Source organism: Filifactor sp., assembly GCF_057248345.1.
In genome coordinates this window covers 30,127-50,503 of record NZ_DBHIIC010000004.1, presented here as the reverse complement: position 1 = coordinate 50,503, position 20,377 = coordinate 30,127, and the positions used below count along the sequence as shown (strand labels likewise).

27 protein-coding genes and 1 riboswitch are annotated in these 20,377 nt (G+C 35.6%); of the genes, 2 read left to right on the top strand and 25 right to left on the bottom strand.

The window, feature by feature from the left end:
* Window positions 1-12: 12 nt before the first annotated feature.
* The 16 genes from ACO5GE_RS01665 to ACO5GE_RS01590 form a co-directional block, all read right to left on the bottom strand.
* The gene (locus ACO5GE_RS01665; RefSeq protein WP_484829188.1) at window positions 13-294 is read right to left on the bottom strand and encodes a hypothetical protein; all 282 of its coding nucleotides are present in this window, start codon (window positions 292-294) and stop codon (window positions 13-15) included.
* A complete protein-coding gene (locus tag ACO5GE_RS01660) occupies window positions 291-1,289 on the bottom strand; it encodes an N-6 DNA methylase (RefSeq protein ID WP_484829187.1) in 999 nt (332 codons plus the stop codon). Before ACO5GE_RS01660 ends, ACO5GE_RS01665 begins: the two co-directional genes overlap by 4 nt.
* Complete coding sequence (locus tag ACO5GE_RS01655; RefSeq protein WP_484829186.1) at window positions 1,270-1,803, bottom strand: N-6 DNA methylase; 534 nt, start codon at window positions 1,801-1,803, stop codon at window positions 1,270-1,272. The genes ACO5GE_RS01660 and ACO5GE_RS01655 overlap by 20 nt, the downstream gene beginning before the upstream one ends.
* Window positions 1,794-2,366: a lytic transglycosylase domain-containing protein gene (locus ACO5GE_RS01650; RefSeq protein WP_484829185.1), complete on the bottom strand. Its 573-nt coding sequence runs from the start codon at window positions 2,364-2,366 to the stop codon at window positions 1,794-1,796. Before ACO5GE_RS01650 ends, ACO5GE_RS01655 begins: the two co-directional genes overlap by 10 nt.
* The gene (locus ACO5GE_RS01645; RefSeq protein WP_484829184.1) at window positions 2,363-2,575 is read right to left on the bottom strand and encodes a hypothetical protein; all 213 of its coding nucleotides are present in this window, start codon (window positions 2,573-2,575) and stop codon (window positions 2,363-2,365) included. Before ACO5GE_RS01645 ends, ACO5GE_RS01650 begins: the two co-directional genes overlap by 4 nt.
* A gap of 1 nt (window position 2,576) precedes the next feature.
* Window positions 2,577-2,834, bottom strand: coding sequence for a hypothetical protein (locus ACO5GE_RS01640; protein ID WP_484829183.1), 258 nt, complete (start codon window positions 2,832-2,834; stop codon window positions 2,577-2,579).
* 17 nt (window positions 2,835-2,851) lie between these two features.
* The gene (locus tag ACO5GE_RS01635) at window positions 2,852-3,106 is read right to left on the bottom strand and encodes a hypothetical protein (protein WP_484829182.1); all 255 of its coding nucleotides are present in this window, start codon (window positions 3,104-3,106) and stop codon (window positions 2,852-2,854) included.
* Between the two features lie 16 nt (window positions 3,107-3,122).
* Complete coding sequence (locus ACO5GE_RS01630; RefSeq protein WP_484829181.1) at window positions 3,123-3,275, bottom strand: DUF6906 family protein; 153 nt, start codon at window positions 3,273-3,275, stop codon at window positions 3,123-3,125.
* Window positions 3,272-3,445 (bottom strand): hypothetical protein, encoded by a 174-nt coding sequence (locus tag ACO5GE_RS01625; RefSeq protein WP_442562755.1) that lies wholly within the window; start codon window positions 3,443-3,445, stop codon window positions 3,272-3,274. The genes ACO5GE_RS01630 and ACO5GE_RS01625 overlap by 4 nt, the downstream gene beginning before the upstream one ends.
* A gap of 4 nt (window positions 3,446-3,449) precedes the next feature.
* Window positions 3,450-3,614, bottom strand: a complete 165-nt coding sequence (locus ACO5GE_RS01620) for a hypothetical protein (RefSeq protein WP_484829180.1) — start codon at window positions 3,612-3,614, stop codon at window positions 3,450-3,452.
* 164 nt (window positions 3,615-3,778) lie between these two features.
* Complete coding sequence (locus tag ACO5GE_RS01615; protein WP_484829179.1) at window positions 3,779-4,693, bottom strand: AAA family ATPase; 915 nt, start codon at window positions 4,691-4,693, stop codon at window positions 3,779-3,781.
* A complete protein-coding gene (locus tag ACO5GE_RS01610; RefSeq protein WP_484829178.1) occupies window positions 4,690-6,684 on the bottom strand; it encodes a DDE-type integrase/transposase/recombinase in 1,995 nt (664 codons plus the stop codon). Before ACO5GE_RS01610 ends, ACO5GE_RS01615 begins: the two co-directional genes overlap by 4 nt.
* A 51-nt stretch (window positions 6,685-6,735) precedes the next feature.
* Complete coding sequence (locus ACO5GE_RS01605) at window positions 6,736-7,020, bottom strand: hypothetical protein (RefSeq protein WP_484829177.1); 285 nt, start codon at window positions 7,018-7,020, stop codon at window positions 6,736-6,738.
* 22 nt (window positions 7,021-7,042) lie between these two features.
* Window positions 7,043-7,369, bottom strand: coding sequence for a hypothetical protein (locus ACO5GE_RS01600; protein WP_484829176.1), 327 nt, complete (start codon window positions 7,367-7,369; stop codon window positions 7,043-7,045).
* A 14-nt stretch (window positions 7,370-7,383) separates the two neighbouring features.
* A complete protein-coding gene (locus ACO5GE_RS01595; protein ID WP_484829175.1) occupies window positions 7,384-7,596 on the bottom strand; it encodes a transcriptional regulator in 213 nt (70 codons plus the stop codon).
* Entirely contained in the window at window positions 7,597-7,827 is a 231-nt protein-coding gene (locus tag ACO5GE_RS01590; RefSeq protein ID WP_484829174.1) for a helix-turn-helix domain-containing protein, read from the bottom strand. It abuts the gene before it with no gap.
* Window positions 7,828-7,907: 80 nt separating this feature from the next.
* Here ACO5GE_RS01590 and ACO5GE_RS01585 point away from each other — a divergent pair, with 80 nt between their 5' ends.
* Entirely contained in the window at window positions 7,908-8,771 is an 864-nt protein-coding gene (locus tag ACO5GE_RS01585; protein WP_484829173.1) for a hypothetical protein, read from the top strand.
* A 283-nt stretch (window positions 8,772-9,054) separates the two neighbouring features.
* Here the strand turns inward: ACO5GE_RS01585 and ACO5GE_RS01580 are convergent, their stop codons facing one another.
* Window positions 9,055-9,318, bottom strand: coding sequence for a hypothetical protein (locus ACO5GE_RS01580; protein ID WP_484829172.1), 264 nt, complete (start codon window positions 9,316-9,318; stop codon window positions 9,055-9,057).
* Between the two features lie 177 nt (window positions 9,319-9,495).
* Here ACO5GE_RS01580 and ACO5GE_RS01575 point away from each other — a divergent pair, with 177 nt between their 5' ends.
* On the top strand, window positions 9,496-10,302 hold the full coding sequence (locus ACO5GE_RS01575) for a helix-turn-helix domain-containing protein (protein WP_484829171.1): 807 nt from the start codon (window positions 9,496-9,498) through the stop codon (window positions 10,300-10,302).
* Between the two features lie 1,145 nt (window positions 10,303-11,447).
* Here the strand turns inward: ACO5GE_RS01575 and ACO5GE_RS01570 are convergent.
* The 8 genes from ACO5GE_RS01570 to ACO5GE_RS01535 all read right to left on the bottom strand — a co-directional run bounded on the left by ACO5GE_RS01570 (window position 11,448) and on the right by ACO5GE_RS01535 (window position 20,241).
* Window positions 11,448-12,530 (bottom strand): CRISPR-associated endonuclease Cas3'', encoded by a 1,083-nt coding sequence (locus ACO5GE_RS01570; RefSeq protein WP_484829170.1) that lies wholly within the window; start codon window positions 12,528-12,530, stop codon window positions 11,448-11,450.
* 359 nt (window positions 12,531-12,889) lie between these two features.
* Window positions 12,890-13,414 carry a folate family ECF transporter S component gene (locus ACO5GE_RS01565; protein WP_484829169.1) on the bottom strand — a complete coding sequence of 175 codons (525 nt, stop codon included), beginning with the start codon at window positions 13,412-13,414 and terminating at the stop codon, window positions 12,890-12,892.
* A 43-nt stretch (window positions 13,415-13,457) separates the two neighbouring features.
* Window positions 13,458-13,553, bottom strand: a riboswitch (THF riboswitch).
* Between the two features lie 584 nt (window positions 13,554-14,137).
* Window positions 14,138-14,992 carry a bifunctional 5,10-methylenetetrahydrofolate dehydrogenase/5,10-methenyltetrahydrofolate cyclohydrolase gene (locus ACO5GE_RS01560; protein WP_484829168.1) on the bottom strand — a complete coding sequence of 285 codons (855 nt, stop codon included), beginning with the start codon at window positions 14,990-14,992 and terminating at the stop codon, window positions 14,138-14,140.
* Between the two features lie 283 nt (window positions 14,993-15,275).
* A complete protein-coding gene (locus ACO5GE_RS01555; RefSeq protein ID WP_484829167.1) occupies window positions 15,276-15,650 on the bottom strand; it encodes a nuclear transport factor 2 family protein in 375 nt (124 codons plus the stop codon).
* 1 nt (window position 15,651) lies between these two features.
* Window positions 15,652-17,373, bottom strand: coding sequence for a proline--tRNA ligase (locus ACO5GE_RS01550; RefSeq protein ID WP_484829166.1), 1,722 nt, complete (start codon window positions 17,371-17,373; stop codon window positions 15,652-15,654).
* Between the two features lie 433 nt (window positions 17,374-17,806).
* Window positions 17,807-18,544 carry a SagB/ThcOx family dehydrogenase gene (locus ACO5GE_RS01545; protein ID WP_484829165.1) on the bottom strand — a complete coding sequence of 246 codons (738 nt, stop codon included), beginning with the start codon at window positions 18,542-18,544 and terminating at the stop codon, window positions 17,807-17,809.
* A gap of 8 nt (window positions 18,545-18,552) precedes the next feature.
* A complete protein-coding gene (locus ACO5GE_RS01540; RefSeq protein ID WP_484829164.1) occupies window positions 18,553-19,368 on the bottom strand; it encodes an N-acetylmuramoyl-L-alanine amidase family protein in 816 nt (271 codons plus the stop codon).
* A gap of 129 nt (window positions 19,369-19,497) precedes the next feature.
* Window positions 19,498-20,241 carry a hydrolase gene (locus tag ACO5GE_RS01535; protein ID WP_484829163.1) on the bottom strand — a complete coding sequence of 248 codons (744 nt, stop codon included), beginning with the start codon at window positions 20,239-20,241 and terminating at the stop codon, window positions 19,498-19,500.
* Window positions 20,242-20,377 lie beyond the last annotated feature (136 nt).

The following is a 20,377-nucleotide window of genomic DNA, read 5'->3' as shown; positions in this document are numbered from 1 at the left end:
GTTCTACTCCTCCTAATCTATAACTATTGATTTTTCAATTCTATCAACCTTCTTATGGATTGCATCAATTTTCTTACCGATTTCCAATCTCTCCAACAATCCCTCCCGTGTATGTGGTAAAGATTGCATTGTTACCACAAGATCATGTGTTTGATCCAAAAGACTTATAACTTTTTTAGACTGATAATTCACTATATAGGGATATTTTGCAAACTCATACTCTACACTCAATAGATGATTGATAATTTCTATCAATTCCTCTTTGCTATACACACTGCCATCTACTATCTTCATATTTCTATCCTCCCCGACATCAGATCTGGAAGTAATGCGTCCCGCAATTCTGCAAGATGCTTATTTTCAATATTATTCAAAAACATAATATGTGCTTTGTACATTTGAAATATACTTAAAAAAATTTCAGATATAATTTCCTTATCCTTGTTCTCAAATTTTATTTCATTTTTATTTTTAGAGAGTGTAATATAATCACTCTTTGCCAAATTTGCACAACCTATTTTTTTAAGTGTTTCATTTATGTTTTCTAAGTTGTCGTTGCTCTGCTTTTCAAGTTGTGCAATTTCATCTAACCCGATTCGCTTCGCAACCGTTTCATTTATCGTCAGTTTCAGTACATTGCGTTGCCTAATAATAAAATTCAAATCATTTACAATATCAATATACGGTCTGTGCTTTTCTGCTTTTTCTAAGATTTCAATGTATCTTGCTGGATTGAGATTATATTTATTTTTTATAACATCTTCTATCGTTACAAATTTTACAAACTCCGGCACATTTTTTCTTTCTTGTATTGCAGTTAAAACTTCTTGCATAGTTTCTTCCGATATAATCTTCTTTTCCTTTTCATACACTCTACTTTCATGTGCTGAACCGCCAAATTGACCTCTTTGCTTTCTTGTTTCAATGTCGTATTTTTTGCGCAAATCAAACATTGCAATAACATTTTCTGTTTTATTTTTATTAAAAACGACAATACATGTTGCAATTCCTGTTTTTTCAAACATTTGTGCCGGTAATAATACAATAGACTCAACAAAATTGTTCTCTATCAGATACTTTCGTATTTCTGTTTCTTTTCTGTTCTGTGTAGACAAAACACCACATGGTAACAAAAAGATTGCTCTATCTGTTATTTTTTGTAACCCTGTCATAATAAATGCAAAATTTGCATTTTTCTTCGGTGGTGTGCCTGAATTTTCAAAGCGTTCATCTTCGACTGCTCCCCACTCCATATTATATGGCGGGTTACTAATTAAAGATATTTTCATACATAACCTCCTCACAAACTCTAGAATATTTTTCGTCCTCCTGAATTGTATATTTTTTATATATTTTACGTTTTAGGACATCAGACAAATATGCTGTGCCATGCATGTTTCTTACCGCAAGATTAAATAGCAGATAACCCATAACATTGTCATCAATTTCGTATAATTCGAATACTCCTTTAGCACCATGATTATGTGCATTGATAGCCAGCGTTCCGGATCCCGCGCATAAGTCAATTATTACTTCGTTGTCCTTAGATATAAATTGCCCCATGAAGACTGCTAAACAATCAGGTGTATAATCCTGCATTTTTTCTTTTCTGTCAGCTTGATAGTACTGAAAAATATTTCTCAAATAATCTTTTTTTAAGTCTCCGGAAACAAGCTCCAAATATGCATCATATATTGCAACCTCATGATTTAGTGCAGTGTTTAACAAACAATGGTTCAGCATAGAAACATCCTCTATTTTATACAACTCTAAAATTGCAGTAACAAATTTCTTTAATTCCATTCATATCTTCCTCTCAATCCAAAGAAAAAAATCGCATCATAGTCTGGCAATGTATATAGCCTTCCATCCAGTGCCTTTATCTTCCACTGGTTTTTTATTTTTAGATACTCCATACACTTTCTACTGTATCCGCTCTGAGTCAAACCTTTCTGAAACAATCTTTTCGCTCGTCCGTCACCCAAGTTATATACCATGTAGGTTTTGTTCCAATCCCGGTACTTATCATACGCCCATTTCAACCGCATTGTTCCAAACTCAATATTTTCATGCAGGTTATATACATCGTTGAAACCGCAGCTATAAAAATCTTTTAGGATGCCGTCTTTTATCTGACACATCCCACTATCTTTCGTTTTACTCCTCAATCTGATATCAAAATTTCTGTTCTCAACCAAAATCATTGCAAGTACATTTTCAACCGGAACTCCAAATCTGTCTGCCGAAAAGACTGCCGTTTCATAGACTTGTGCCGGGATAATTACCGGAGTTTCAACTTCGGCAAAAACATTTGTAAAACACAGTAGAAACAGTATTAAAACGACCATTAAATACCTTTTTATCATCTCTTTACCTCCGTAATTTTCACATCATTTCCGATGCTCGACTTTAAGAAAGTCTCCTTATATCCTTTAGGATGCTGGAAGAGCAGCATCCCACTCTTTCCTTCGCCAAGTTCCCCTAAGAATATCATTCTATCTTTTTTGTTTTGCTTATAGCGCTCATCAGCACTTTTTCGTTGTACTTCATACAATCCATCCAATCTAAGTTTCATACTATGCTCCTTTTCTGAGGTCATAATATCTGTAATAATCTTCCTCATTCCACTCTTCCATAATGTCGTCATCTTCATACTCCCAATCATCCGTAAAAAGTGTTGTATAACACTCTACAATATCATCTTTTATCATCCATGCTATTGTAAAAGCCGGTGCCATAAGACAACTCCCATCCAGTGTGCCATAAGCCCAGATTGTTACAACCCAGTTTATAACCTGACTCACCCATAACAATGTCCAAAACCATCTTGGCATAAGTATCACTCCTTTTTTTATCTACTCCCTTTATTAATCTTACTTTCGTACTCTTTTTTTGATATAAGTCTTACGCATTCGACAGGTGACTTTGTCAAATCTGCAATCTGTTTTCGAGTCTGTTCAATCAACTCATCAATATTTTCTATTGTTTCACACTCTTCGTATTGTTGATAAGCATAACCCACAGTGCCTTCTCCGCCATATTTTTCTGAATTTTTGAATTCAAAATAGAGTGTAATAGTAATATCTATCAAATCAGTTGTTTTCATTTTTAACTGCTCTCTCCTATTTCTTCATAACTCTTGTTTTCCCACTAATTTTGTTCACATATTCCACTCGTTCAGGAGTCTCCTTGATCCTTAACCAATTATTAGGATTCAAGTTACAACTTGCAAAAAACTCCTTTTCCTTTCTTGTAAGTTTCTTTCCGTGTTTCATATCAACTTCTCCAATTCTTCTAAGTCTTCCAAATACATGTTTCTCAATTTTTCTAATATACCTTTCTCATTATCGGAAGTGTTTTTTCTTTTTAACAATTCATCTATTGTTTTAATTTCTTCCTCCAAAAAATTAATCGCATAATTCTCAACTCTTTCTTGAAATAGCATGTATCTATCTCTCCTCCAACTCCTCAATCCTATCATTTAACTCATCAAACAGTGCCAACACCTCTCGAATCTTCTCTTTCTGCTCTTCGCCTTCCGCAAGTACCAGTCTTGCATGATAGTCAAATCTCAGTGCCTTAAGGTCCAGTAATATCTGCTTTTTCTTCTTCATAATAATCTCCTTTTGACAACCTTTTTATTTTGCGATATAATAGGTTCAAATTTTTCATTTTGAAGTCCCCTTTTTATTCCCTTATCAAGGAGACTGGATCAAGCTCTACATTTTGTGTGCGAGCTTGATTTTTTTATTTTCAAAATCTCCTTAAATGTCGAACCCTATAAATTCATATGCATATGTTTTGCCATGTTTACCAAACCATCGTACGAGATATCTCCATTATCGTATGCGTTTGAGAATAAATGCATTGCCCCTCTAATCGCCTGCTTTGTTTGTGCGATTCCGAGTAAAAATTCAATCTCCATATCCTTTCCGGCAAGGAGAGGAAAGAGTAATTCCATGTCCGACTTTTTAATCTGTTTTGTGTTAAAAATCGGTCTTTGTATGGTTCGATTTGCAATCTGCTCAAATACTGCATCTTGCTTTCCACCGAATTTACTTATCGTTGTGCTGTTCCCTACAAAACAGATCCCGAGCGTCTGCCCACGATCGGCGAAGTAATCACTAAATCCCCTCAGAGTTTCGATAACCTTCAAACTTAAGTGCTGCGCCTCATCAAAGATGATTACCATGCCATCTTTCAACTTATCCTGTATACCGATGTACATATCATCATTCGTTCGTGCGTTCACATTTAATGCTTTAGAAAGTGCTTTTAAAACCGGTTTAACAGTGTTTAAACACGGATTCGCTGTAATCCAAATCGTATTCATTCGGTTGTTTTCGCAAAAATGTCTGATTGCTCTTGTCTTGCCAACTCCGGCATCTCCTGATATCGCCATCAGTCCGCCTTTGTTTTGACAATTTCTGATATATTGATATACATCTTCACTAATACTTGTCGGTACATAATCCTGAGCCTTGTACGAATCTTTTGCTTCTTCCTTCACTCTAAAATATGCAATCAGTTTTTCAAACTGCTTATCTTCATCACCTTTGTAGCTACCGCTACGAAGTCCTGAGATAATTGCAGCAGAGATTCCAATCAAGTTACACGCTTTGTTCTGACTGCCTACTTTTGCAACAAGCTCGTCAAATTGCTCCAGCGCTCTTTTTTTATCTTCTTGTTTCATCTTTTCTTCCTTTCTTCGATGTTGCGATTCATTCTTGCAATATCAATATCTATAATATTGTTATCCGTTCCTGTTTTTAATAACGGAGTTGCTTCTACTTCGTTCAACTGTTGTAGTTCGATGACGCTACTTTGTTCTATTATGCTGCCTTCTTTTGCAATATGTGCTCTCTTGACCATAAGGTCCAGCATGTCGATTTTCGTTTCCGACTTCATATTTGCGAACATATCTTTTCCATACTGTTTGACAACCTTGCGTTGTTTTGCCAATTTTTCGTTAGCTTCAGATATCTTATCGATATCCGCATCCATAAACGATAGTAACAATGTTCTTTCGAGCTCCCATGTAAAAAGGTATCTATCGTCCTTGTCATATAACCTAACACTGCTTAAATCAAGCGGATTATATCGAACCAAAACCTGCTCATCTTGATGTAGCCAAGTATCCTCGCTGTTATACCATAATTGCTCTCCCGCAATCGTGATATATACACCGTTTCTTTTTACCTTTTGATAATTCTTTGCTCTCATCAAACACAGTGTCAAATCGTTTTCTGTCATAAATACTTGTTTAATGCGTTTCACACTGTCATTCCAAACTTCAATTTTGGTAAATCCTTTGTACCTCTTTTGTTCCGCTCCGCCATAAAGTGCATTGTTTTCAAGTTCTATCAGTTCTCCAACCGTCTCCCTTAATTTCGAGTCGGTTGGAATTTCTCCGTTTCGGATAATTCGTTTTAAACTCTCCGGTCGCTCCATAATGTTTCCACCGGTGTATGATGCGAATAGCTTTGATATATGCTCCTTAAAACTCAAGAAAAATCGTTCGATATGTTTTGCCCTTGCGTTCTTTACCTTTGCAAGTCGAAGTTCGATGTTCAACCGACCAAGGATCGTCTGTTCTTCCCGAAACATATTCTCTTCCTTTTTCTTTCGTTTCCCTCGGTTATTAAAGTCATAAGAGGAGAATTCAGAACCGTTATCCGATAGGATCATTCGTGGTTTCCCATACTTCAAAATCCCCATCCTAAGTGCAAATAGTGTACTGTTAATACTCGGATTGTCAGTAATATTCCAGCCGGTTATAATCCCGGACTTCGCATCCAAAAACGCTGTAAGATACAACCTGTGAATTGTGTCGGTTCCATCTTCTTTTTTTGTTTGTATATCAAGCGTGTGGTTGTCCGTCACCCAACAATCATTTACTTCAAGGTCATCATATAGCCGTTCGATGTAGTACAAACAACTATCATCAAGCGCCTTTTGCCCTTTCCGAAATAATGTAACAACTGCTTTAGGTACATCTGTTTGTAAATGTCTGCGGAAACTTCGTTCAGATGGGATCATTTCGACAAGTTCCGGATAAAATTCTTTTGTCCAGTCAACTGTATTTCGATAAACAGTCGAAAGGCTCGGTCTCCTTTCATCGAGGTAATAGTACAGGAATCCGTCCCAAACTTGTTCCGGTATACTGCTCTGTCCTCTATTCCAACCACCTCGCTCATCAATTAAACCTCCAAGTAGACCGTTTTTGTAATAATGATATTTTCGATACAATTTTTGTGGACTAACTTTAAGATCAAGACCTTTCATTCTTAGCTCCATATTGATTGCACCGATAATATCTTTATCTGCTTCCAACTTACTTTCGTACAACGCCCGATGTTCTTGCCACCGAGATAAAATGCTGCACCAAAGTTCAATTTCTTCTCGCTCAGCCTTGCTATATTCATCGATTCTTTTTTCTTCCACCTGTTTAGTGTAGCTTTTATGCTCTTTTTTCAGAGTAGCCGGCAATTCCTGATTCATTTTTGCATAGTATTTTGCTTGCAGTTCTTCCGGTAAATCTTCAACTTGGATACGATATTCTTTTCGGTTATTAGCCGGATTTTCAGCTTGTATTACTTTTATCTCACCATTATTTATTTGCTTTCGGATATATCGTTCCGAACAGCCTTTTAATTCCGCAACCTCCTTTACTGTTAAATTCATACTTGATTCCTCCCAACCGATTTAATGATTCATCTATCCCTTAGTTCAAAATTACTTCTTGTCTCTTTTCGATTCTTCTGATACACTGTTATCAGAAGAGTTAATTAAGAGCACTTTTGATACTATCGTATCAAGCTTTTCGGAAATACTTAGTATTCTTGCAGAATTTGACCTTATTTCCGCTAACTCTTCTTTTTTGATGCCATCCATTCCCTCCTGTTCCAGTCTCTGCATTACAGAGCAAAAATATTCCTGATTGATACCTTCTAAAATCTTAACTTGCCGAACCAACCCCCTCGCCATTTTCAAATACAATTTCATTACATCTTGTTTCATAACAACCATCCTTTCTTGTTTTCTATATTTTTTCTATCGACTCTTTAAGTTCGATGTTCCCTTTATACTTACGCACGATATACACGCATACCTCTTCCATAGCTCTTTGATACGCTCTGGAAATAAGTTGTTGCTCAAGACACCTTCCAAGTCCTATTGAATGCCAATAGTCTCGGAACATCTCTTGACAGTCCTCCAGGCATTTACATTCCTTCAAACGTGTCATAAAATATTCCTTTATTCTTCTGTAGCTTTGATATTCCAATTCCTCAATATCCCATTTGGGATATCTTTTTTTTACATATTTCTTAATGCCTTCCGCTTCTTTTACATAACAAAATCCTTCCATATCTCATATCCCTTCTAACCGCTTTTCTTCATACTCAAAATATCTTCAATCTGTTCTCGGTATTTCCACCCGGCACGAATACCGTACAGAATTTCCGTTAAATAACAACCATGGATACCAAGCTCGCTTGCCAACTCTTTTTGTGTCATTCCCTTGTCGAGTAATCTCTTTTTTACATTCAGCCCGAATGGTGTTAATTTCAATTTTCTTCTCTCATATTGTTTCATTTATTCTTCCTCCTCTCCTGTTAAATCGAATTCTGTACCCTCAACCAATTCATCAATACTTATTTCAAATACATTTGCAATTCTACACGCCGTGTTCAGATTGATAGTGTCTCTTTGCCTTTTTTCAACATGTGTGATGTGCGGTCCCGTACAACCGATTAGCCCTGCTAATTCTTTTTGAGTCATCCCTTTTTCAAGTCGCATCTTGCGAATTTTGTCACCCAAAAACATTCAACCACTCCCTTCTTTTGTGATATAATACCTGTAAGTAACATTTGTTATCGTGGTATAGTCGAAAGGAGAATCCTCAAATGAATCCAACACAATCACTTTATCGTTATAGTACCTTGATTGATTCTATCAACCGAATGAACCCTCTTGCTAACCGAATGGATTTAATGTATCGCAATCCGTTTCAAACCACCTTGCGTAATGCCCAATTTACAAAGAACATTCCGGGAACTGCACTTACATCATTTAAAGGTATTGACATACAAAACCTTATGCCTAAAAATATCTTAATCTCTGCTCAACAGTTAAAATCATTTATAAAACCGGATTACTCACAAAATTTTTCTACTATCCATAATCTTAAATTTTCAACTGAAGTTTCCAAAATTGGAGTCGCATCATCTAAAGCTGCTACCATACAAAAAATCAGATGCAATGCTATATGTTTAAAATCTACTCAACAGTTAGCATCATTTATAAAACCATCTTATTTAGAAAAAATTGCTGACATACAAAATATTTTGACTCCCAAAATAGAGTTTAGTAATTTTCCGGTTAAAAAGCTTGCCATGGACATTGAAGAAGCTTCAAATTTAGATATAGACTTCCACCCAGGCATTCAGTTCAAAAAAGTTCAATTGCAGAAAGAAAAAGAGGATACTGTTAGAGAATGCGTTTCACGTATAGCGGAAGATAACGAAACTATGGAACTTCTTACTCCAGAGGGACATTTTTTTATATATCAGTACCTCTATTACCAAGACATATTAACTACAGAAAATTTAATAATTTTATTCAATTTTATCCAGACAATAATTTACATTTTACAGTTGAGCAATATATCCATTCCACAAACACTTTTATTACAATATGGTTATTTTTGTGCTATTTTAAATGGTGCATTAATTGTCGAAAAATTTATGAGTAGTAATCCAGACAGATAGTAATATAGTTAAAATACTATTAAACATGCTTTGAAAATGATATAAATAAATCATATTCATAAGAAAACCTATTTCGATGATTAGATTAATGCATATTGTTAAATAGGTTTTCTTCGCATATCTGTTAATCATACTTAAGATCAAAACCATATAGCAATTTACATAGCACATCATCAGCCATAATTTCGAGCCTTCCATCATCTTCCCCCCTTATCTAATCTTCTTAATCTCAATACCAAATGGCGATACTCTAATACTTTTGCTTCTCTCTTTTTACACTCCTTTATTCCGTCACTCCGGTAATCTCCAATGTCCTTATAATAAGATCCGTTTGTGTTGTCGAGAATCCATAATTTTTTAATGCTTCAACAACATTTTTACTAAAAATCCTTAATTTATTTTCTTTTGTCAGATCTTTTATCAAAATTACTTCTCCATTTCCATCAACATAATCTCTTGCAGCCTGCTCGTCCTCTGCTGGAACTGCAACTTTATATAGATATTCTTCGTCTTCCAGATACACCATATACTTTCTTAACCGTTTCATTTTTCTATGCCTCCTTAAATTCTTGTGTAGTATTCTTGCGCATGATAAAATATATAGACTGTATTGTTTATCATATTTATATTATACCACAAACGAGAACTTAGTCAATCTTTTATGTAACAATTGTGAACTTTTTTGTTATATAAAGAATAATTAATTCACCACAAGGAGGTTCCTATGGATTCTTTTAACGAAAAAAATGTATCTATCAACTTAAAGCATCTAATGAAGATGAAAAATCTAAAACAGATAGATTTGTCTAATTTAACAGGATTATCCAAGAACGCAATTAGTAATTATCTCTCAGGGAATAGAGTTCCTGACACTCACTCTCTTTATAAAATTTCCTCTGCTCTTGATGTTAGTATTGATTCTCTTCTTAGTGAAAAAAATCCAACAAACGAGAATAATGTCAAAGGCGATGCGGAATTAAACATTTTAAATATGTATAGAGAATTAAATGAAAAGAATCAAAATAAAATAGAAGGAATGTTGGAGTTATTATGCTCAGACCCTAATAACAAAAAACAAAGCGACATTGTATCCGTCTTAAAAGTCGCAGAAAAATCTGTTCCTTATAAAACAGAGGCTTGTATTCCACAACCGGAATCATCAACAGTTTACATTCCCATGCTTGGCTACATTGCAGCCGGACAACCTATTGACCTTCCGGACGACTATACATTTGACGACGTAGTAGCAATGCCATGTACCGAAGAGGCGAAACAGGCAGACTTTGCTCTCCAAATTAAAGGCGATAGCATGTCCCCTTTAATCGAAGATGGTGATACCATTCTCGTAAAAAGACAAAATACTGCAAACGATGGACAAATAGTAGTTGCATCAATCAACAACGCCACCACTTTAAAAGAATTCCATCAATTTCCTGATTGCATAGAACTCCGTGCAATCAACAAAAAATATAAGCCTATTATCATTAATAACGAATATACCGATTTCAAGATTCTGGGAGTCAAATTATAGATTTTCTTAAGATTATTTTTTTCTTGTTTTTGCTAAATTTATTTATCAAAATGTGGTGAAGTAATTTATCATTCACCATTTTACAAAAATACCCTGTACCCTTGTATTTTCAATTAGTTTGCATATGTTTGCATATCACTTGCTTTTTGTTTGCATATTTGAATATCAATTTTAGATACTCGTACTTTTCGTTAAAATCGTGTAACCGTTGATAAAACTGACTTTTTAACACTTTTAATACTTTTTTATACACAAAACAAACAAAACCAGCCTGATTATGTAAAATTTAGGATGAATATCATCCATTACTTTAATAAAAAATTATATTTCAAACCGACCAAAACCATCATCATAATTTTTTGTGATTATGCTAAATTTATTTACCAAAATATAGCGAAGTAATTTATCATTCTACATTTTGGTAAAATGCCATCTACCCTTGTATTTTCAACTCACGGAACTAAGTTCCGTGAGTTTTGCAGTTTAGTTCCGCGAGTTCCGTGACCTTTTAACCCCTTTCTTCCATCTGTTAAAATCGTATACCCATTGATAAAACTGACTTTTTAACACTTTTTAATATTTTTTATAATACAAAAAGCAAAGATGAGTATACTTTAGTTTTCAATCCAACAAGTCGAGTTCACTGATCCTATGTAGTTTGCATTCACCTGATCAACTGATTCAATCCGTTTGAATTATGCGAAATTCTCACATTTTATGCTCTAATTATAGGTGTTGAAATGACATGATTATTGATGAGACTACCTTTTAAATCATTTTTAAACAAAAAAGGATATTAAACGACCTCTACATTACAGTTATTATAGAGCGTTTAATATCCTTTTTATTTTTTAACACTGTTCTAAAACTATGTTTTTGTTGAAATTTCAATACATACATCATTATATACAGTGTGTTTTTAATAGCTTTTTTAATGCTTTTTTAACACTATTTAAAAACCGTTCAAACACTAATCTGGATTAGTCAAAAAAAGAGCAGAATGCCAAAATTATTTTTGACAGCCCACTCACACAAATTTTCATTATTTTACATTTTTATAACACTAAAATCACGCATATTTCAACATTTTTTAACACCAATCACTATTTTTCACGCCTTTTTACGCAAAACCTTTTTTTATCACTTTACATGTCAAATAACACCAGAACTGACAAAAATGCTGTAATATAAACAAATCTGTTCTTAGATTTGTCGTCCATTTGGTGCAATGCGTATCTCAATACAGCCTTCGTTTTTCCGGCACCGGTTGGAACTTCTAAGCGATAGATTCCTGCACCGTCCTGCTGTCCTCTCACCAACAAAGTATCTGCAATCTGATTTCTCATTTGGTTGATAAACTTGGTAGGATTGTTGTTTTTATGATATTTTTTGTATTCCTCTTCAATTTCCTCAATATAGTGTCTCTTCAAACATCGTATCTCTTCTTCCGTTCTTCTCTGTATCAAAAAGTCATACGCATTGATGGTGTCTTCCACATCAGCTGTTTTTAAAATAGACAACAATAATCGAACCAACATCATATCAAAAAATCTTCGTTCTTTCAGTTTATGATTTTTATTCCTCTTTCTGTTTTTTTCACTTTCGCTCTCAAAGGGCACATAGTTTTTCGTGAATTGTTCCATGATGTGATGATATTCCTGAAATGCAGAATCAATCAATTCTTCTATCGAATCAAACCCCAATTCACTTTTGACAATCAACGCTACTTCATTGTCAATAAAATGTTTCAGTTTCTCCTTGTCATACCTACTGTCCGCCTGATAATGTTCCACTCTTTCAAAAATTTTGTTTACATAATCCATACCGGAGAAACCATCTTCATCACGTTTTCCAACGATATCAAACAATCCATGATGTGCTTCTATCACATACATACAAACTTCAATAAACTCATTGTAACCTTTGGATTCCTTCTTATCCTCAAGATTTCTGTTGTATTTTGTTTCAAATAAAAAATATGCCCCCGCAGTCGAGTGTATTACTCTAATATTCTTGCTGCCAGGCATATTTTTCAACATTGTTTGAAATTGTATATCAGCTTTTCCACTATCATGAAGTACTCCCAAAAGAAAGCATAGATTTCCCATTCCGATTTCTTTTCCGATATCGGATGCGATGGTTGCTGTATTTAATAAATGATTTGTTAAAAGTTGTTCTTTTTGATTTTCTCTATCATAGTGAGCAAGCAAATTTGAGCTGTTACGCATAAAAAACCCTCCTGTTTCTGAAATGAATGGTTAAATAACTCTTCTTCGATATCAGGTAATAGAAAAAACTGTTCAGCCCTTATCCCCTCTCCACAGAGATGCCGTTTGAACTGAATTTTTATGAGCTTACCACAGTATGATAAGTCAAAAATCTAAGTATATATCATCTTTCTTCTAACATAACTATTTCCTTTCTGATATCCTTCATTTCCATCAAACAATAACTCGTTCCTTTTTGTATCTAACCATTTGTATCTAATAACAGGAAACGATGCTATTGTTTGATGTTCTTTATTTGCAATCAAAATTTCTCGGTTCTACTTGACAAAACTTTTGTTTTTCCTATTTATGTTCTTCTCTTATTCATTTCGAAAATCTTTCATTTTTACTCTTTTTACAAGCACCATCAATACGGCTACTGTAATTGCCACTTGTACCAAATTCGGAATTGCTCTTATTGTCAAGAAGTATAGATAGGCTTTGCCCATCAGAATGGACAACCACAAAGAGTCCAATCCCATAGTAATGATGTAGGACACCAAGGCTACAAGAGTAACATTCCACAGCTTCGCATCCCTGATTGACTTAATAATAAATCCCGGGAAAAATCCCATCAACATTGAGGTTATCATAAATCCAGGAAAATAGGTTCCCGGAGAACCCGGTGTCAAAAAATAAGTCAATGGGTCTTGTAATGCCCCAATCAACAATCCTACCTGTGGTCCCAATAAGATTCCTCCATAGATAATTGGAATAAATCGAAGGGTGATTCTTCCACTATGTGGAGGATAAAGATAAATGTTTTGGTAGCTTACAATGACTGCAAGCGCAACCAACAATCCTCCCATTACCAGTTGTTGTGTCGTAAATCTGCTTTTTCTCATTTCAAAAACTCCTCTCTTTTCGTCAATCTGTTCCAAAACAAAAAACAGTGGATGCAAAAAAGTACCGCAAGAAAATTCTCTTTTCGTCCATAAGCAACATCCCATCCTATGGCACTTAACGCACTTTTCCTACTCTGCCTTTCTCTGTTTTCTTTTGATAAAAAGAAAAGTCTATCTTTATTAAAGTCTATCTTTATTAAAGCCTATCTTTATTTCTGATATTCGTTTCCTCATCCATGATTCCTTCAACAAGATAGAAAATTTCCTATCTATACAAATTCTGTGTTTGTCATCCTATCATTCTTGAATTTCCTATTTATTCCAACTCTGCTCCAAAACTTTTAAAATGAAGAAGGGGATGGATATTTTTTCACATTTCAATAATTGGCAATGTGATGAAATTGATACGAAACACTGTGAAAAAGAAAGGTATTATCTTTTTCGAAAATCAAAGTTCTTCTTATCTCTTTCATAAGTGCATCCTATCGAATGAATATTGTCTAAGGCTCTTTCTTCTCGGTATCACAAATCACAGTATGGAAAATTGTTTTCTCTTATCCAAAAGCACAATGATTCAGGCACTTCCATATTGAGTTGTCTTGGTTTTTTTGTGACGGAATTGTCATCAAAAAAGTCACAGTAATTACTGTGACTTCTATTGTACTATTTCTTACTATCATTTTCAACTTCTATCATTTAGAATCAATCCGTCATTTCCTTTCGTTACAGTCCTCTTTCGGCACTTTCTATCACCTGTTTGGCAAGCATAACTGTCGTAACGGAGCCGACTCCTCTCGGTACAGGGGTAATTGCCTTGACTATCGGCAAAATTTGTTCTGTATCTGCATCTCCTGTCAACGCTCCACTTTCGTCTACATTGATTCCAACATCAATTACGACACTGTGCGAAGAAACATACTCTTCTGTCAAAAATTTTGATTTGCCCAGCGCACATACGATAATATCTGCTCTCTTTGTCAATTCTTGTAAGTTTGTTGTTTTGGAATGTGTCATGGTTACAGTTGCATTTTCATTCAACAACAACATACTCACCGGCTTGCCGACAACCATGGATCTTCCGATGACAACAACATGTTTGCCTTGCAACGGAATGTTATAGTAGGACAACAGTTCCATCACTGCTTTTGGGGTACAAGGCACGAAACATTCTTCTGCATTCATCAATCTTGCAATATTGATAGGACTGATGGCGTCAATGTCCTTGTCGGGAGAGATACATTCCTTCACTTTTTTTAAGTCCAAGTGTTTTGGAAGGGGAAGAAAAATCAAGATACCGTGTACCTCATCATTTTGATTGTTTTCTTCCAGTTTTCTTAAAAATACTTCTTCTGTTACATCATTTGGAAACTCCTGTACTTCCGATAAAATATTTACTTTCTCCATTCTGCTCAAGGCACTTCGTTGATATGCCAAGTCATCTGCCTTGTCGCCTACTCTCATCATCACAAGTTTCGGTTTGATGCCTTGTTTGTGCAATTCCTCTACTTTTTCTCTCAGTTGTTCTGTCTTGTCTTTTGCTACAGTTGTTCCGAGCAATAATTTTTCTTCCAATGCCATGGTAACACTCCTTTCAAACTCAACAATCTACCATTCTTTTCCGTACCGTTGTCCGTTTTCTTCGTTCTCTATCATCTAACTTATTGTCTGTATGAAAGGAATCTTATCATCTATTTTGATTCCTTTCATACAGACAGGTCGATAAAGTAGTTTTTTTAAGTCATAAAGTAGTTTCTTCAAAAAGTTCTTTCCATTTTCTGTCATAAAGCTCTAACCGAAAAAGTCGATATAAGAAAACCATGTAATACAACACAACTACATGGCTTTTTATTTATCACTTTTGTCAAAGAACAATCGGTTTTCCTATCTTTTTTTTTCGTCTCCAAGTCGGAGGCTCTCCATCTTCTCCCCAGTACTCGTCAATGGATACAATCTTATCGTTCTCAATGTGAAAGAAAGATGTTACATGGAAGGATACGGTTGTGTCTGTTTTCGAGTAAATATGAACTGCCGTAACCAATCCACCTGCTATCTCATCCACTCTTTTGACTTCGCCTTGCCAACTTCCCGGATAATCACAGTTTGCACAGATAAATTCTTCCGATGTAAAACATTCATTTGTGTTATGCCACAAAATGGTAGCGTCTTTGTGAAAAAATGTTCTCAATTCTTCTCTCTGTTGGTCGGCACAGACTTCCCAATAACGATAGATGTCCATCTTACAATCCTTGATATGCAAACTCATCTTTCACTTTTTGTGCAATGTCTGAAACTGCAATTTCTTCTTTTTCTCCACCACGGCGAAGCGAAAACTCTACAATTCCTTCTTCTGCACGTCTTCCTACATTGACTCTAATTGGAATTCCAATCAAGTCTGCATCATTGAACTTTACTCCGGCTCTTTCGTTTCTATCGTCAAACAACACTTCATAGCCCAATTTAGTGTACTCTTGGTACAGTTGTTCTCCTAATTGCATTTGGTCTTCTTTCTTCGCATTGACTACTGTAATCAAAATATGGTATGGAGCAACTACCAATGGCCAAATGATTCCTTTTTCATCATAATTTTGTTCGATAATGGCTGCCATGGTTCTACTTACACCGATTCCATGAGATCCCATCCAAACTTTTTTGCTCTTTCCGTCTTGATCCAAATAAGTCAAGTTCAAGCTGTCACTGTATTTTGTTCCAAGTTGGAAGATATTTCCTACTTCAATTCCACGGTCTGATTTCAATCTCAAACTTCTGTCTTGAGGACAAATATCCCCTTCCTGTGTCAAAATCAAATCGTCCACAACAGTTCCTTCAAAATCTCTTCCATAGTTTGCATTTTTGTAATGGAAGTCGGATTCGTTGGCTCCAACTATGATATTGGTCATTTCTGTTACTCTCTTATCAATGTATAGAGGAATGTCTTTTTTCAAACCGATTGGTCCGGCAAATCCTACACGAGCTCCTGTAATTTCTTTTACTGTTTCTTCTTCTGCCATTTCTATTTCATGTTCTGCTGCGTCAACAACTTTAAGCAACTTAATCACATTGAGCTCTCTGTGTCCCGGAATCATGACTGCAATCGGTTCTCCTTTTATAGTAAGAAGTAATGTTTTTGCAAAACGATCTGCAGAAACTTCAAAGAATTTTTCCAAATCTTCAATGGTTCCGACATTTGGAGTAGACACTTTTTCAAGCTCTTTTTTCTCGCTATCCTGTAGAGGAAGTTCAAAAATACATTCTGCTTTTTCATCTGTTGCAGCATAGTCACAACCTTCCGCATACATTACTGTACTTTCTCCGGATTCTGCCATCGCTGTAAATTCGTGAGAATCGGAACCTCCCATCGCACCGGAGTCTCCCTCTACTACACGATATTTGATGTGCAGACGGTCAAAAATTTTGGTATAGGCGTCCCACATTTCTTGGTAAGACTGTTTCATGCCATCGGGATCTCTGTCAAATGTGTAAGCATCTTTCATAATGAATTCTCTTGCACGAATGACACCGAATCTAGGTCTTTTTTCATCACGATATTTCGTTTGAATTTGGTACAAACTGAGCGGTAACTGTTTGTAAGATTTGAGCTCATCTCTTACCAAAGAAGTGAAGATTTCTTCATGTGTAGGTCCAAGACAAAACTCTCTTTCGTTACGGTCATACAGACGGAACATCTCCGGTCCGAAATTTTCCCAACGTCCGGATTCTTTCCACAATTCTGATGGTTGAATCGCAGACATCAACACTTCCTGACTGTTTGCTGCATCCATTTCTTCTCGAATGACACGTTCAATCTTTGCAAGTACTCTTTTTCCAAGTGGAAGATAAGAATACACTCCTGATACCAATTTTCGAATCAAGCCTGCACGAAGGAGTAATTGATGGCTGATTACTTCAGCATCTGATGGTACTTCTCTCAATGTAGGCAGATACATTCTTGACATTTTCATAAAAAATTCCCCTTTTCCGTTGTAGTGGACGTCATGTCCACCTTCTATAAAACAAGCAGTTTTCAATATTTTTAAGACTTATTTATATTTTAAAACTTGCTCATTATACTATAAAAACGATATACCGTTAAATTTTATCACTTATTTCATATGCTTTCAATACTTCAAGCAGTTTCTTCTCTCTTTCAATAAAGAGAGTTCTTATCCGAATAAGTCATACAACAAATCATATCCTACATATCAAAATAAACCGTTGTTTTTTCACTTTTGACTATCAACTCAAACTTTTTTCTATCGCTGAAATGACAAGGTGTCCATCCCTTCTTTTTTGCTTATCATATGAATACTGTCTGAAACGATAGGCATCCTGTCTCTTATGACAAAGAAACGACAAAATTACCTTAAACAAGACTGTTTTCATCAAGTTTCGATATTACCCCTTTCGTTTTCCGACAGATGCTAGATATACGGTATATTCTTCTAATCCGTCTACATGAAGTAACTCATCCGCCTCTTCCTGATGATAGCCTGCAACGGTGCATACTCCAAGGTCTATTGACTCTACTGCCATATACAGTGCCTGTCCGATATGCCCTGCGTCCAAAAGCATGGATTTGTGAGAATCTTGCATATATCTCCACTCTCCACGATAAGGAATACAGGTCCAAAAGAACACAACAGCTCCGTTTGCTAAAAATACTTGTCGTTCTGCAACTTTCAAGAGTCTTTCCTGTAGGTTTTCAACTTCTTCCAAAAGTTCCAATGTATGCTCTTTCGGATGATAATGATAAATCCCCTGTTTCAATCCGTCTACTCTCTGAACGGCAAGATAGGTTTCATATGCATGACGAGAACCTCCTGAGGGAACAACACGAAAGTGTTCTCCTCTCTTTCCTATTTTTTGTGTCATTGCCAAAAGATAGGAAAGCTCTGACAAAGAGAGATTTTCTTCCATATAGACTCTTCGACTTTTTCGCGATTCTGATATATCCCATAAATTTTTTTGAGAAAGGTTCTTCAGTCCGTCGGTTGGAAAGACTATCCTCTCTTTTATATCGGAAATTCGTTTGACAAGCTCAGGTTCTTTGATTCCATTTCTCTTATCCGACCTTTCTTCTTTTGGGATATGAAAGGTTGATTTCATTATGTTTCGATGTTCTCTATAGTTCATCCTTCACCTTATTTCTTGCTTGCTTTTTGATATTGAATGCAAGCATTTGCAAGAGATTGTACTAACTGTTCCTGATATTCTTTGGTTTGCATTCTCTTATCATCACTCGGATTGCTCATAAATCCCATTTCCAACAGGACAACCGGAACGGTAGACCAGTTGAATCCTGTCAAATCGGATCGTTCCACAAGTCCTCTGGAACGAATTCCTTTGGCTTGTTTTTTCATACTGTTATCAAGCAAGGTTGCAAAACTCTTACTCTTATTTTGGATGGAAGTGGTATCTTTTCCGGATGGAATCAGAATGGAATAGCCATTCACACTGCTCTTATCCGAACCGTCTGCATGAATTCTAATCACAATATCACACTCTGCCTCATTCATCAGTTGGGCACGCTCGATATTGCTGATATTCACATCGTGTGTCTCTCTTGACATCACAACGGTTGCTCCCATTGATTCCAGCTTTGCTTTCATTTTCTTTGCAACGGTAAGGTTCAATTCGTATTCGGATACTTTTGTAGCAACTCCTGCCGTTCCTGAGGATACTTTCGGTTTCATTTTCTTGGAGTTTGGTGAAACAGGTTCTTTTTTGTTGTTGCCTTTCTTTTGATGTCCTGCATCAAGTCCGATTACCATTCCTTTTAATTCGTTTGTCTTTGCAGGAGTCTTAGGTTTTGCCAAACTGTAATCCCCTACCAATACTTGCACAAATAACATCGTTGCAAGCATCACAACCAATCCTGTTTTCATTTTACTCTTCTTCATATCATTCTTCCCTTCTCTCAATTCTTTTTTCTTTGTTTGATGGAGAATAACTCCCAAAACAGTTCATTTCTCCATATTCAATCATCCCAAACAATTATGCTCTATGGATTTGTTCTACAAATAAATAAAGGTAGCAACGCCAGGATATTACGCAATCTGCCATCCTAATTTCGTTGCTACCTCTGTTTAGTACATGGTATCTCTGTAATTCTTCATAATCTGTGCAAATATCTCTGCTGTGGAAGGCGGCGTATAAGAAATAACATTTGCTCCCGCTTCAATGGTTGCCAAAATACTCTCTTCTGTATTTCCGCCTGTTGCAATAATTGGGAAATAAGGGTGATTTTCTCTTATTTTTCGGACAATAGACGCTGTTTTTGCACCACCCGATACATTAAAAATCGCCGCTCCCGACTTGATTCTCTTTTCAAAATCTTCTTTTTCTGAAATAATGGTCACAACAATCGGAATATCCAATCTCTTTCTCATTTCCATCAGTAGTGCATTGGTTGCCGGTGCGTTTAATACCACTCCATAAGCTCCGTTCAATTCACAACTCATTGCAATATCAATGGAACGTTGTCCTGAGGTCACTCCTCCTCCGACACCGCAAAATACCGGTGTGGATGAAGCGGAAATAATAGCATGACTGATTGATATTTGAGGTGTAAACGGATATACTGCAATAATTCCGTCGGCATTGTTATTTTTAATAATTGATAAGTCTGTCGAAAAAAGCAAAGATTTGATTCTCTTTCCAAAAATATTGATTCCACTGGCCGCATAAACTGCAGACGGCATCTCAACAATTCTTTTTTTCAACTTAGATTCAATTACGGGAGTATATTTTTTGTCTCTTTTTTCTAATTTGTGAATGACATTACCTTTGTATTCATCTAAATTTTTTTCTTTATTTTCGTAATCTGTCATACGAACCCCCCTATTCTTAACCGTTATCCTATCCAGTCTTTTAACACTATGTTGTTCCTTTATTGTATCACAGTATTATTTTTCTTGGTATTTTTTATTAAAAATTTTTGCAATATTATTCTACTGTTATTTGTCA